The sequence below is a fragment of the Bacillus cereus group sp. Sample62 genome, from assembly GCF_036851315.1.
In the GTDB taxonomy this organism is placed as follows: domain Bacteria; phylum Bacillota; class Bacilli; order Bacillales; family Bacillaceae_G; genus Bacillus_A; species Bacillus_A wiedmannii.
This window is the reverse complement of the sequence record NZ_JAFLPK010000001.1, coordinates 3288065-3300627: the sequence shown is the minus strand read 5'-3', so window position 1 is coordinate 3300627 and position 12563 is coordinate 3288065. Positions and strand designations below refer to the sequence as shown.

Below are 12563 nucleotides of genomic sequence, written 5' to 3'. Positions count from 1 at the left end.
TTAACAAAGTGAAGGAAAAAATATATTTTTTACATATCATATAAAAAATATAAAAAACACAGTGCAAATTATTAGGAAAAGTGAGCGTTGTCCTCTAATATAGAGATAGCAATTTACATTATTTTTGCGTAAAATGGTTTAAAGAGGTGAATTCCGATGGAAATAGTAAAAGATAGTTCTCTTATTCAAAATGAAATTGAACGCTTTGTAAATAAAGATGTATATATTCATTTAGAAACAACGAACGGAGCGTATGCGTCACATTTTAACGAAAAGATGATGACAGTTGGGGCATTCATTCGAAATGCAATTATTCGCTTTGAACGCGGGAAGATTACTGGAACGAATCCATACCGAGTTGGTTTAAAAATGGATCACGGCTGGGTATATGCAGAAGGTATTACGCACTGGGAAGTAGACGATAAAGAGCGTTTATTACTAGCAGGACATGATAATCAAGGCCGCTTAGCAGTTGCACTTGAGTTAAGCTTAACGCCATTTAAGTAAGAAGGAGGGAAACTTATGGAGAGACATGTACTTGTTGTATTTCCGCATCCAGATGACGAAGCATTTGCTGCGGGAGGAACAATTCGCTTATTAACAGATCAAGGAGTACCTGTAACGTATGCATGTGGTACTTTAGGACAAATGGGACGTAACATGGGGAAAAACGTATTTGCTAACCGTGAAACGATTCCAAATATCCGTGAAAAAGAATTAAAAGATGCATGTGAAGCGATGGGAATTCAAGATTTAAGAATGCTTGGTTTCCATGATAAAACGTTAGAATTTGAAGATGTTGATTTCGTTGCAGATAAAATTGAAGCAATCATTCAAGAAGTAAATCCATCTCGAATTATTACATTTTATCCAGAGCACGGTGTACATCCAGATCATGATGCATTTGGCCGCGCAGTCGTTCGTGCTGTATCACGTATGCAAAAAGAAGAACGTCCAGTCATTCATGCAGTTGCGATTACGAGAAATCGTGAAGCTTTATTAGGTGAGCCGGATGTTGTAAATAATATTAGTGAAGTATTCGAGCATAAATTAGCTGCACTAGGTGCGCATCGTTCACAAACAGAAGCGATGTTAGAAGAAACACATGCAAAAATCAAAAATAAAGATGCAGCAACATTAAAATGGCTGCAACTTGAACAATTTTGGACTTATAAATGGGAGTAGGCTAGAAGATATCTTCTAGTAGCTCTTACATAGAAAAAGCACCGTCATTTGTGACGGTGCTTTTTTAGTGGGGAATTTTTATTTTTCTGCTATTTGAGAGTAATCTTCACTTTATCTCGTACTCCATTCTTTTACGAATTCATCATGATATGCTTCGCTCCAATGGTATGGTTGTAACTCTTTTAATGGTTTGAAAATAATATCTTGTTTCGAATTTGTAATGGCGCATAGTACTTCTGGTCCCCAATAAAATAAACGTTCTTGGCATACACCACAAGGTGATAATACTTTTAATTCAGAATGCTCATTTTCCCTTGCAAGACAAATCGAATGTGTAACTTTCTTATGAAATTTATGTGCTTCTAAAATAGCACCTGTTTCCATACAAAGTTCTGTTGAAGCGTTTATTACGTCAGGGGCCACACTTGTATAAATGGATCCATCTTCTACACGGATTGCTGCAGCTCCGCCCCAATTATGCGGATACCTTTGTTCAATTAAATTTTTCACTGCATCATATAATTGTTGTTCAATGCTCAATTGTATTTCCTCATTTCTGCTTAATTTTCGATTCAATGACTGTTATTTTTTTAGTAATACCGTTAAAAAGAATAGACACTCAATTTCAAACTATAAATTCAAGAATTATTTTTCATCTGCATACTTTTCCTCTAAGGCAATTAATAGAGGAATTGATATAGTTACAAGAATGATTAAAGTGGTTATAAAAGATTTAGAAAGAGAAAAAGAACCTTCGATTAAAGGTGATAAAAACTTGAATGAAAGTATACTAGTTATTAAGGAAACTACTAAAAAGCTAAAAAGAGACACATTTTTATTTTTGATAGATATTTCTATAAAATCTTTAAGACAGCTTATGACGACAAATATAGTTAATATAATAAGAGAAATAAAATAATGTGTTACATTTGTCATACTAATAGTAGGATCGTCTATTATGTAAGCAAGTAACTTAGATACTAACATACCTCCAAATAATAAAATAATAAAAGCAAGTAATCCTTCCGATGTATAAGTGCTGAAATTATCTTTCTTGTTAAAGAGTTTATAATTCAGAGTAGATTGGCTTATTTGAATTAGGAATAGGGTAATAATCCACACATAATATACAATTGGTAATTCTCCTGAGAATAGAGAAATTAGGAAGTTTATTACTGTCCTTAAAATTTCAATCATTACAAAAGTCCTCCTGTTTATAAGCATTGCGACATTAAAATATGCTAGTCTATCGTGCAATGATTTGATTTATCAATTCAAACTATTCCTAATTATTCCATAAAAAGGTGGTAGCATCAAGTTATCTTTTTAACAAATACTCTAAGGCCTAGCACTAGAAAAAGAAAGGCAATATGTAATATAATTGAAAAAGTATATATTAAAATCAATGTTAATATTACCCTCCTATAAGTATTAACATACGTAATTGAGGTGTTTTCTTTGTTGTTTTATGATCGAATTTCTATAATGGCCCCTCCTGTTCCGTAGCTTAGGAAAGTCTTTTTATTTCTGAGATTTTCAAAGTTATAGGAGGGTATGAAAAATGAAAAAAGTCTCAGTACCATCACTTTTGTTAATGATTATTCTTGTGGCATTTCCGCAAATTAGTGAAACGATTTACACACCGTCTTTACCTGACATTTCACAGGCGCTACATGTAAGTAATAATGAGGTACAGTTAACTCTTAGTGTGTATTTCGCTGGATTTGCTTTAGGTGTATTTTTTATTGGATGGTTATCGGATATAATTGGCCGTCGCCCGGCAATGTTATTTGGAATTGTCGTATATGGCGTTGGGAGTTTCTTATGCTTTATTGCAAATTCCATTGAAGTTTTATTGCTAAGTCGTTTTATTCAAGCGTTTGGAGCAAGTGCTGGCTCTGTTGTTACACAAACGATTCTTCGTGAAAGTGTAGAAGGGCATAAGAGGCATGTTATGTTTGCTCAAATCTCGGCAGTCATTGCTTTTACACCAGCGATAGGACCGTTAATTGGTGGCTTTCTTGATCAAATGTTTGGATTTAAAATCGTATTTTTAAGTTTAGTAGTTATGAGTGTCGGAATTTTTCTGTATACGTTTGTTTCTCTTCCCGAAACAAAGACGGACTCAGTAACGAATAAAATAAATGTGCTTTCAGTCTGGAAGAGGTTAATTACAAATCCGAAAGTAGTAACATATGGGTTATTAATTGGAGGAGCGAATGGTGTTTTATTTAGCTATTATGCAGAAGCGCCGTTTATCTTTATTGAATACTTTCAGTTATCGCCTAGTATGTATGGATTTTTAGGAATTGTTGTTGCTTCTGCTTCTATTATTGGAGCGAAAGTTTCAAAACGATTGCTTGCCACGTATAAACCAGAGAAGATTATATATATCGGTTGTCTTGTAATGACAGGGGGAGCTATCCTTTTATCTGTTATTACGTTTGTTGGATCAAATCCGAATGTAATATATATGATTGGATTTTTACTAGCTATGTTTATCTTGCTATTAGGAATTGGAGTTGCATTACCTAACTGTTTGAGTTTAGCGTTAGTAGATTTTCAAGATGTCATTGGTACTGCGGGAGCATTGTTTAGCTTAGGCTACTATGTAATTGTAACGATGACAATTTTGGGAATGAGCCAGCTGCATACAGGTTCGTTACTGGTGATGCCACTTTATTTTCTGGCTATAGTAGTTATCATGATGGTGTTTACGAAAGTGTTTATTTTAGGTAAAAAAACTTCAAAAATGATTTAAATATGAAATGGTAAAGAGTCTCATTTTTTAATGAGACTCTTTTATATTTTATGAAAATGATTAGTGGATATACGAACAAAAATTAAAGGTATTGTTGATTGATTTAAGTGTAGTTATATTTTTCTTAAAGTAGGGGATGGAGATAGAGAATTTTTAGTTGTGGGAGCGGGATAAAAAAGAGATATAGAAGCTAGTGACTTTGTAGTTCTACTAATATATTAAATTTTTGCGTGATGTGTTAATTGCATGTGTAAGTAATTATAGTACAAACTATAATTAGTGAAGTACATGCAGTATGAAACCGAGGAAATCCTATCTTCCTCGGTTATCTATACTGTAATAATATTCATACCGGAATCATATTGAATAGATGTATTTTATTGTTAATTTAGTTAAAAATTAATCAGATTATGTATAATGATTTACCGAAAAAATAATTGAACTTTTCAGATAAATGAATTAATATAAGGTAAGTAATTTTAAGATTTATAGAATATTGGAAGATGAAAGGTTTTGAGAATTTTGTAAGAGGCCAAAAACGATTTTAGGATAGCTTTAAAGTTAGTCTAAAATGACGTTTGCTTCATCATTTTCAGGGCCGAAAGGAATTAGGGGAAAGCATCTTGTATTAAAATGCGGCTATGAATCATCTAAGAGGGGGAAGTGAAGTGGCAAACAAGGAATTGAAAAGGGGCTTAGAAGCACGTCATATTCAAATGATCGCTTTAGGCGGAACGATTGGTGTTGGCTTGTTTATGGGGTCAGCCAGCACGATTAAATGGACAGGTCCGTCGGTAATGCTTGCTTATGCAATTGCAGGTATTTTTATCTTCTTCATTATGCGTGCGATGGGTGAAATGTTGTATATGGAGCCGAGTACAGGTTCATTTGCGACGTTCGGTCATAAGTATATTCATCCGCTAGCTGGTTATATGACAGCGTGGAGTAACTGGTTCCAGTGGGTTATCGTTGGGATGTCAGAAATTATTGCGGTTGGAGCATATATGAAATATTGGTTCCCGGAATTACCAGCTTGGATACCAGGTGTAATCGCAATGGTTATTCTTGGCGCAGCTAACTTAATTTCTGTTAAGTCATTTGGTGAATTTGAATTTTGGTTTGCGATGATTAAAATCGTTACGATTCTATTAATGATTATTGCAGGATTTGGACTTATTTTCTTTGGAATTGGTAACGGCGGAGAAGCGATTGGAATATCTAATCTTTGGTCAAATGGCGGTTTCTTTACAGGTGGTTTTTCAGGATTCTTCTTTGCATTATCACTTGTAGTTGGTGCATACCAAGGTGTGGAATTAATCGGTATTACTGCTGGTGAAGCGAAAAATCCGAAAAAGACACTTACAAGAGCGATTCAAAGTACAATTTGGCGTATTTTAATATTCTATATCGGTGCTATTTTCGTTATTGTAACTGTATATCCATGGGATCAATTAAGTACAATTGGTAGTCCGTTCGTAGCAACTTTTGCGAAGGTTGGTATTACGGCAGCAGCTGGACTTATTAACTTCGTTGTTATTACAGCGGCAATGTCTGGTTGTAATAGTGGTATTTATAGTGCGGGTCGTATGCTTTATACGTTAGGTGTAAATGGACAAGCACCGAAATATTTCACAAAACTTTCTGGAAATGGTGTACCTTTATTCGGTACAGTTGGCGTAATTATCGGTTTAGCGGTTGGTGTGGTATTAAGTTATATTGCACCGAAAAACTTATTCGTATATGTATATAGTGCGAGTGTACTTCCTGGTATGGTACCATGGTTCGTCATTTTAATTAGTCAAATTAATTTTAGAAAAGCAAAAGGGGCAGAGATGAAAGATCATCCGTTCAAAATGCCATTTGCTCCTGTTACAAACTATTTAACAATTGCCTTTTTAATTATGGTATTAATCGGAATGTGGTTTAACGATGATACGCGCATTTCACTAGTTGTAGGTATTGTTTTCTTAGCTATCGTAACAATTAGTTTCTATGCTTTCGGAATAGGGAAACGACCTCCGTTAGACGTTCAAAATGATCAAGAGATTTCAAGTAAATAAAGGTGAAAAAAGTCCGATTTCTTATTTAGAAATCGGACTTTTTGTTATTAAAATTTCTCTAAAACGATTTTTCCAATTGTACGCCCACTTTCAAGTAGTGCATGTACTTTTTTTACGTTTTCAGCATTAATTGGTGTGAATGTTTCATTTAAAGTAGTCTTTAAAATACCTTCATCTAATAGTTCGCTTACTTTATTTAATAGTTCGTGCTGTGTAATCATATCGCCAGTTTCATACATCGCTTTTGTGAACATAAACTCCCAAACGAGTGTAGCACTTTTACTTTTTAAAATACCCATTTCAAGCGGGTGCTCATTTTCTACGATAGAGCAAATTTTTCCTTGTGGTTTAATGAGGTCACATATTGCTTGCCAATGTTGATCTGTATTGTTTAAGCAGAAAATATAATCTACATCTTTTATCCCGAATTCTAATATTTGATCTTGTAAAGGTTGGTGATGGTTAACGATATAATCGGCACCGAATTTTTCAACCCAGTGTATCGTTTCATTACGAGATGCAGTTGTGATTACATTCAGTCCAGCCCATTTCGCAAGTTGAATTACAATTGAACCTACACCACCAGCTCCACCGATAATTAAAATGTTTTTAAATGTATTTGTATCTTTCTTATTATAATCAATTCCCAAACGTTCGAATAAACCTTCCCAAGCTGTAATAGCTGTTAACGGAAGTGCTGCAGATTCAGCATCACTTAACGTTTTTGGTTTCTTACCGACGATTCTTTCATCAACTAAATGATATTCACTATATGTACCTTGTCTCGTAATGCTCCCAGCGTAAAACACTTCGTCGCCTTCTTTAAATAACGTACAACCTTCGCCTGTTTGCACGACAACACCACTAGCATCCCAGCCAAGTATTTTCGCTACATCTTCTTTTTTATCTTTCGGAGAGCGAACTTTTGTATCAACTGGATTAACGGAAATAGCGTTAATTTTAACGAGTATATCTCTTCCTGTAGCAACAGGTCTTTCAACTTCAATATCAATTAAACTGTTTTCTTCTTCAATAGGTAAGTATTCATATAAACCAATTGCTTTCATTTCTATTCCCTCCATTAAAGTAAGAGTCATTCTCCTTTATTATAGTAGGTAAAGTGTCATTATGTAAAAAAGTTGAGTTCTTTCCATTTTGTAAAAGACTTGTTTCAGCTTTATTTTGAACTTTGCAACTGGAGAGGACCACCCACCGTTTTGATTTTATAAGCGTCGGATGAAAGGTATACTTATTTTTCCAGTGTACCTTGCATTGAACAATACTAACTGTTATATTATACTTGTAGTTACTTATTATAAAACAGTACTGAACAATAAACAGTAGTGGATTTCAATTAGAATAGGGTGAATGAATATTGAATGTACAATTTAAAAAAGGAGTTTTAGAACTTTGTGTTCTTGTCTTACTTGATAAGCAAGACCGTTATGGATATGAATTAGTTCGAAGTATATCCAATCAAATTGAAATATCAGAAGGATCTGTTTATCCTCTTCTTCGAAGGCTAACTAAGGAAGAATATTTTACAACGTATTTACAGGAGTCTTCAGAAGGGCCTTCAAGAAAGTACTATACACTGACGGATAAAGGTAGAACGTATTTGTATCAACTTTTGGAGGAATGGAATGAGTTTTCACAAGGTGTCAATCAATTAATTAAAGAAGGTGTACGTAATGACGAAAGATAAATTTTTACAACAATTAAATGTATCTCTAAAAAGGTTATCTGATAAAGAGCGTGAAGATATTTTAAAAGATTATGAAGAACATTTTACTTTCGGATTAGAGGAAGGGAAAAGCGAAGAAGAAATTGCAGCCTCATTAGGTTCTCCATCTCAAATCGCCAAAGAATTATTAGCAGATTATCATATTGAGAAAGTAACAACAAGTGCGACAACAGGAAATGTTTTCCGAGCAATTTGGGCAGTAATTGGATTAGGTTTTTTCAATTTGTTAATCGTGCTTGGACCTGCAATTACATTAGCGGCATTGATTTTTTCAGGATGGGTTCTAGGTATTTCATTTTTAGGCACACCATTACTTGTTTTAGTTGATACTATTATACATCCAAATACATTCTTGTTATTTAATCTTTTCGTTTCTTTAGCACTTTGTGGACTTGGATATTTCATTGTTATTGCTATGTTATTTTTAACGAAGCTAGCAAAGAATGGATTTGTTCGTTATTTAAAGTTCAATATAGCATTAGTAAAAGGTGGTTTGAAGCATGATAAATAAAAAGAGTCTTTCAATCATTGCAGGTATTATTTTTATTATTGGTATTATCGGAAGTTTATTCACATATCGTTCAATTGCTGCAGTACCAATTTCAGAAGAAAAGGTCATTAACAATAATAATGTGTCAAGCGTCATTATCGATACGAATAACGTTCGTGTTAACATCAATCCTACGACAGATAGTAACGTGAAAGTGAAATTAGATGGCGAGATTAATCCTAACGTAAAAAGAACATTAGCAACGGATGAGAAAGATTCAACGCTTCTGATTTCTTACAAAGAAAAGCAACAGAGTTGGTTCAACTTTAATATTTCTGAAGTATTGGCACCATTAACATTAAATGTATATCTACCCGAAAAACAGTATGATTCATTAAAAGTTTCCAATAATAATGGCTACGTTGCTGCTAAAAAACTAAACGCAACACATTTTAATATCAATACAAGCAATGGACGTGTTGAATTAAGAGAAATCAATTCGCCAAAAATTATCGCAGAAACAAACAACGGAATTATGGATTTCAAAGATGTATTGGCACAAAATATTCATGTGAAATCGAACAACGGACGAATAATGCTAGACCATGTAGAAGGTGAAATAGAAGGGCAAACTAAAAATGGAAGTCTTACTCTGAAAACGAATGAACTGGATCGAAATCTCAATTTTACGACTCACAATGGAAGAATTAATATTGAGACTGAAAAAGAACCAACTGATGTTCAATTTAATGTTTCTGTCGACAACGGCAGCGCGAATATCCTTGATAAATATGATGGAAATACGGTTATTGGAAAAGGAGAAAATGTAATTAAATTAAACACACATAACGGAAATATTACAGTGAAAAAACAATAGCATATTACCTTTTATAAACTCAGCTCGCCGCACATAAAGAGTAATAATAAATAATAAAAGAACCGACTCCTTTTCTCGATATATAGGTAGTCGGTTCTTTTATATGTAACATTCGTTTAAGGGTGTATCCTTTTCATATTTTAAAATACAAACAGTTGTTTTCTTGCTCTCGATTTTTAGGGAAATAACGAATAGTAATTAATAGTGTAAGGAGAATTTGTGAATGACTCAAAAATAATAGCTGAAACAATGAAAAGTGAGAAGGAGTTTATTTCTAGCAAGAGGAATTCTTTACTGTATTGTTTTATTCAAAACTAAATGTAAAGGTGGATACATAATGACAGTAAAGAAGCTTTATTTCGTCCCAGCAGGTCGTTGTATGTTAGATCATTCTTCAGTTAATAGTAGGCTTATGCCGGGGAACTTATTGAACTTACCTGTATGGTGTTATCTTTTGGAGACGGAAGAGGGGCTTATTTTAGTAGATACAGGTATGCCAGAAAGTGCGGTTAATAATGAAAATTTATTTGATGGTACATTTGTTGAAGGGCAGATTTTACCGAAAATGACTGAAGAAGATAGAATCGTGAATATTTTAAAACGCGTTGGTTATAAGCCGGAAGACCTTCTTTATATTATTAGTTCTCACTTGCATTTTGATCATGCAGGGGGAAATGGTGCTTTTACAAATACACCGATTATTGTGCAGCGTGCTGAATATGAGGCGGCGCAGCATAGCGAAGAATATTTGAAAGAATGTATATTGCCGAATTTAAACTACAAAATCATTGAAGGCGATTATGAAGTCGTACCAGGAGTTCAATTATTGCATACACCAGGCCATACTCCAGGGCATCAATCACTATTAATTGAGACAGAAAAATCCGGTCCTGTATTATTAACGATTGATGCATCTTATACGAAAGAGAATTTTGAAGATGAAGTGCCGTTTGCTGGATTTGATCCAGAATTAGCCTTATCTTCAATTAAACGTTTAAAAGAAGTGGTGATGAAAGAGAAGCCGATGGTTTTCTTTGGACATGATATAGAACAGGAAAGGGGATGTAAAGTGTTCCCTGAATATATATAGTGCAAAAAGTCATGAGCTCACTTGCTCATGACTTTTTCGTTTAAATGATTTTTTTTAATAAGTTATAAACTTTTTTAGAACTATCTTCATTTAATTGATAGTACGTAAGGTTTACATCATCAGGAGTATCTTGTTGAGCAATCATCACTTCGTTACTGTGATGGTCAACTACCCATATGAAATATTTTTTATAAGTTCCATCCTCGAAAGTAATCCACATATCACAGTCTATTAAATCTGATCCTTCTTCATCTAATGTTAATTTTCCTTTTTTTGCGGTATCCATACTGTTAATGAACGTTTTTAATTCATCTGTTTTTGTGAGAAAGATATCCTTTTTTGTTTTAATTGACTCGACATGTATATCTTTTATTTTCTGTTTTCCTAAAAAGATAGGGGGCTCATTTGGGTCTCTTTGAGTTGAAATGATAGTAGCTTTTTTCTTTGGTTTATTTGCTGTATAGAAATCTTGAATAGATTTCCCAGAGTTGAAAAACCATGCGATTCCAAAAATAATCAATGCACTACCTAGCAGTAAAATGATTTTTTTAATAGAATATTCTCCTCTCTATCACTTCGTATGAAGAGCTTTTCTATTAATATATGATAGGGAAGCGTAAAGTATTATAGTTGGACTTGGTTATTCTGCACAGTTTTAACAGGGCGATCTACGAGTAAATTGTAAGTGAGTCCGATTAGTACGAAAATGCCACCGACAACCTTTCCCATAGAGAGTTCGTGTGACAAGATGAAATCAATGATAGTCCCCGCAAATAATTGTCCGATAAAGATGAGTAACGTTAAATAAAATGCTGATATTTTAGGCGTAATATAGTTCGATAACGAGATGACGATAACGCCTACTAATCCGCCTAAGTAAACAGCGATAGGAATAGATTGCAACGTATGACTAGGAATGTACATTGAATCTGAACTGAAAATTAAAAATAACATAGAGAAAAATAATCCAGTAATATAATTAAAAAACGTGCCTTCCCAATTTCCAATTTTCGTTGCTAAATTTGCGTTAATAATTCTAGCAACAACGATAGAAACACCAGCTAAAATAGCGATAGTAATATATAACATTTTCTTGCCTCCATTAATAAATTGTCATGATTATAATTCCGGAAGAGATGAAACATAATCCAATTAGTTTTTTCTTTTCAAACTTGGCGACTTTCATTCCTAATAAGCCGAAATGGTCAATAACGATGGAAGCGATAGATTGACCGAGTAAACTTAATGCGATCGTAATAGAGGCACCGAGGACGGAGAAACTTATATTATTAAAAAGAACAGTGAATACTCCAATCGCACCAGCGCTATATAAAAAAAGTGGAATACTTTTATCAAAATGAATTTTATTTTTGTTTATGATTAAAATGAAGATAACTGCAATTAAACCGACAAGGTGAATGACAACGCTCGCTGTATACTTGCCAATTAACTCAGATAAAATCCCATTCAATGGAAGCATAACGGCGATGAGCACACCAATAAAGACAGAAAGAAAGTTATACAATGTAATATCCCCTTTGTATTTCATATTTGTAATGACTGTATCATGCTGAAATTGTGTATTACTATGACATATGTCATAGTGGAAGGAGAAAATTTTGATTACAATGGGGAGTAGTTGTAAAGGCGGGGGAACTATGAAGAAAATATGTAATTCTATTAAATTAGCAAATTATATGAAACAAAATAATATTGACTCCTTTTTTAGTAATGATATGAAACCATATATGGAACTCATATTTTTTAAAAAGAATGAGTTTATTTGTAGAGAAAATGAAGAGATAGATTATTTATTTTTCTTCGTTGAAGGAAAAGCGAAAGCGTTTAATACATTAAGTAACGGGAAATCTGTATTATTATGCTTTTATGATAGCTTGCAGCTGTTAGGAGATGTGGAGTTAATTCATTCTCAAAAGACAGCTTCAAACGTACAAGTGATGGCAGATTCATATTGTGTTGGTTTACCTTTAGGTAAAGTGAGAAATCAACTATTTCATGATGCGAAATTTTTACGATGTATTTGCGGATCGTTAGCACATAAGTTAAACCGACTTTCAAAAAATAGTACAATTAATTTATTATATCCACTTGAAAATAGACTTGCGAGTTACATGTTAGCAGCAGGGGAACGAGCGGTGCAGCACGGAAATCGAATTGTATTTAGTGGGAATTTAACGGAAACAGCGGAATTGTTAGGAACGAGTTATCGTCATCTATTACGTACATTAAATATTTTTTGTGATAAAGAGATAATAAAAAAGAACAATGGTTGCTTCGAAGTAGTAAATGTGGATGTTTTGAGGGAATTGGCGGCAGATGTTTATAAATAGGAGGA

15 protein-coding genes are annotated in these 12563 nt (G+C 33.6%); 9 read left to right on the top strand and 6 right to left on the bottom strand.

Annotated features, from left to right (window positions below; all coding sequences use genetic code 11):
• Positions 1 to 156: 156 nt before the first annotated feature.
• A complete protein-coding gene (locus tag J0835_RS16785) occupies positions 157 to 507 on the top strand; it encodes a YojF family protein (RefSeq protein ID WP_000407039.1) in 351 nt (116 codons plus the stop codon).
• Positions 508 to 522: 15 nt separating this feature from the next.
• Positions 523 to 1185 carry a bacillithiol biosynthesis deacetylase BshB2 gene (gene bshB2, locus J0835_RS16780; protein WP_087981383.1) on the top strand — a complete coding sequence of 221 codons (663 nt, stop codon included), beginning with the start codon at positions 523 to 525 and terminating at the stop codon, positions 1183 to 1185.
• A gap of 111 nt (positions 1186 to 1296) precedes the next feature.
• On the opposite strand, the gene J0835_RS16775 is transcribed toward bshB2, so the two are convergent.
• Complete coding sequence (locus J0835_RS16775; RefSeq protein WP_087981382.1) at positions 1297 to 1725, bottom strand: cytidine deaminase; 429 nt, start codon at positions 1723 to 1725, stop codon at positions 1297 to 1299.
• 105 nt (positions 1726 to 1830) lie between these two features.
• Positions 1831 to 2382, bottom strand: a complete 552-nt coding sequence (locus tag J0835_RS16770) for a DUF5823 family protein (protein WP_087981381.1) — start codon at positions 2380 to 2382, stop codon at positions 1831 to 1833.
• A 364-nt stretch (positions 2383 to 2746) separates the two neighbouring features.
• Here J0835_RS16770 and J0835_RS16765 point away from each other — a divergent pair, with 364 nt between their 5' ends.
• Positions 2747 to 3946, top strand: coding sequence for a multidrug effflux MFS transporter (locus J0835_RS16765; RefSeq protein WP_087981380.1), 1200 nt, complete (start codon positions 2747 to 2749; stop codon positions 3944 to 3946).
• Between the two features lie 668 nt (positions 3947 to 4614).
• Complete coding sequence (locus J0835_RS16760; protein ID WP_001284400.1) at positions 4615 to 6006, top strand: amino acid permease; 1392 nt, start codon at positions 4615 to 4617, stop codon at positions 6004 to 6006.
• Positions 6007 to 6053: 47 nt separating this feature from the next.
• On the opposite strand, the gene J0835_RS16755 is transcribed toward J0835_RS16760, so the two are convergent.
• The gene (locus J0835_RS16755; protein ID WP_087981379.1) at positions 6054 to 7073 is read right to left on the bottom strand and encodes a zinc-binding alcohol dehydrogenase family protein; all 1020 of its coding nucleotides are present in this window, start codon (positions 7071 to 7073) and stop codon (positions 6054 to 6056) included.
• Positions 7074 to 7381: 308 nt separating this feature from the next.
• Between J0835_RS16755 and J0835_RS16750 the strand changes: the two genes are divergently transcribed.
• From J0835_RS16750 to aiiA, 4 genes are all read left to right on the top strand, one after another.
• Positions 7382 to 7711, top strand: coding sequence for a PadR family transcriptional regulator (locus J0835_RS16750; protein ID WP_073515771.1), 330 nt, complete (start codon positions 7382 to 7384; stop codon positions 7709 to 7711).
• A complete protein-coding gene (locus J0835_RS16745) occupies positions 7698 to 8261 on the top strand; it encodes an HAAS signaling domain-containing protein (RefSeq protein ID WP_087981378.1) in 564 nt (187 codons plus the stop codon). The genes J0835_RS16750 and J0835_RS16745 overlap by 14 nt, the downstream gene beginning before the upstream one ends.
• Positions 8251 to 9117 (top strand): DUF4097 family beta strand repeat-containing protein, encoded by an 867-nt coding sequence (locus J0835_RS16740; RefSeq protein ID WP_087981377.1) that lies wholly within the window; start codon positions 8251 to 8253, stop codon positions 9115 to 9117. The genes J0835_RS16745 and J0835_RS16740 overlap by 11 nt, the downstream gene beginning before the upstream one ends.
• A gap of 337 nt (positions 9118 to 9454) precedes the next feature.
• On the top strand, positions 9455 to 10207 hold the full coding sequence (gene aiiA, locus J0835_RS16735) for a quorum-quenching N-acyl homoserine lactonase AiiA (protein ID WP_087981376.1): 753 nt from the start codon (positions 9455 to 9457) through the stop codon (positions 10205 to 10207).
• Positions 10208 to 10247: 40 nt separating this feature from the next.
• Here aiiA and J0835_RS16730 read toward each other — a convergent pair whose 3' ends face one another.
• The 3 genes from J0835_RS16730 to J0835_RS16720 form a co-directional block, all read right to left on the bottom strand.
• Positions 10248 to 10742 (bottom strand): hypothetical protein, encoded by a 495-nt coding sequence (locus J0835_RS16730; protein WP_140386843.1) that lies wholly within the window; start codon positions 10740 to 10742, stop codon positions 10248 to 10250.
• An 89-nt stretch (positions 10743 to 10831) separates the two neighbouring features.
• Entirely contained in the window at positions 10832 to 11296 is a 465-nt protein-coding gene (locus tag J0835_RS16725; RefSeq protein ID WP_087981374.1) for a DMT family transporter, read from the bottom strand.
• A gap of 13 nt (positions 11297 to 11309) precedes the next feature.
• Positions 11310 to 11756, bottom strand: a complete 447-nt coding sequence (locus tag J0835_RS16720) for a DMT family transporter (RefSeq protein ID WP_140157144.1) — start codon at positions 11754 to 11756, stop codon at positions 11310 to 11312.
• Positions 11757 to 11865: 109 nt separating this feature from the next.
• On the opposite strand from J0835_RS16720, the gene yeiL reads away from it, so the two are divergent.
• Positions 11866 to 12558, top strand: coding sequence for a transcriptional regulator YeiL (yeiL, locus tag J0835_RS16715; protein WP_046957857.1), 693 nt, complete (start codon positions 11866 to 11868; stop codon positions 12556 to 12558).
• Positions 12559 to 12563 lie beyond the last annotated feature (5 nt).

Bases quoted from the DNA above. Each gene is read 5' to 3' on its own strand.
- J0835_RS16785 (WP_000407039.1), top strand. From the start codon at position 157: ATGGAAATAGTAAAAGATAGTTCTCTTATTCAAAATGAAATTGAACGC.
- bshB2 (WP_087981383.1), top strand. From the start codon at position 523: ATGGAGAGACATGTACTTGTTGTATTTCCGCATCCAGATGACGAAGCA.
- J0835_RS16770 (WP_087981381.1), bottom strand. From the start codon at position 2,382: ATGATTGAAATTTTAAGGACAGTAATAAACTTCCTAATTTCTCTATTC.
- J0835_RS16765 (WP_087981380.1), top strand. From the start codon at position 2,747: ATGAAAAAAGTCTCAGTACCATCACTTTTGTTAATGATTATTCTTGTG.
- J0835_RS16755 (WP_087981379.1), bottom strand. From the start codon at position 7,073: ATGAAAGCAATTGGTTTATATGAATACTTACCTATTGAAGAAGAAAAC.
- J0835_RS16745 (WP_087981378.1), top strand. From the start codon at position 7,698: ATGACGAAAGATAAATTTTTACAACAATTAAATGTATCTCTAAAAAGG.
- J0835_RS16740 (WP_087981377.1), top strand. From the start codon at position 8,251: ATGATAAATAAAAAGAGTCTTTCAATCATTGCAGGTATTATTTTTATT.
- aiiA (WP_087981376.1), top strand. From the start codon at position 9,455: ATGACAGTAAAGAAGCTTTATTTCGTCCCAGCAGGTCGTTGTATGTTA.
- J0835_RS16725 (WP_087981374.1), bottom strand. From the start codon at position 11,296: ATGTTATATATTACTATCGCTATTTTAGCTGGTGTTTCTATCGTTGTT.
- J0835_RS16720 (WP_140157144.1), bottom strand. From the start codon at position 11,756: ATGAAATACAAAGGGGATATTACATTGTATAACTTTCTTTCTGTCTTT.
- yeiL (WP_046957857.1), top strand. From the start codon at position 11,866: ATGAAGAAAATATGTAATTCTATTAAATTAGCAAATTATATGAAACAA.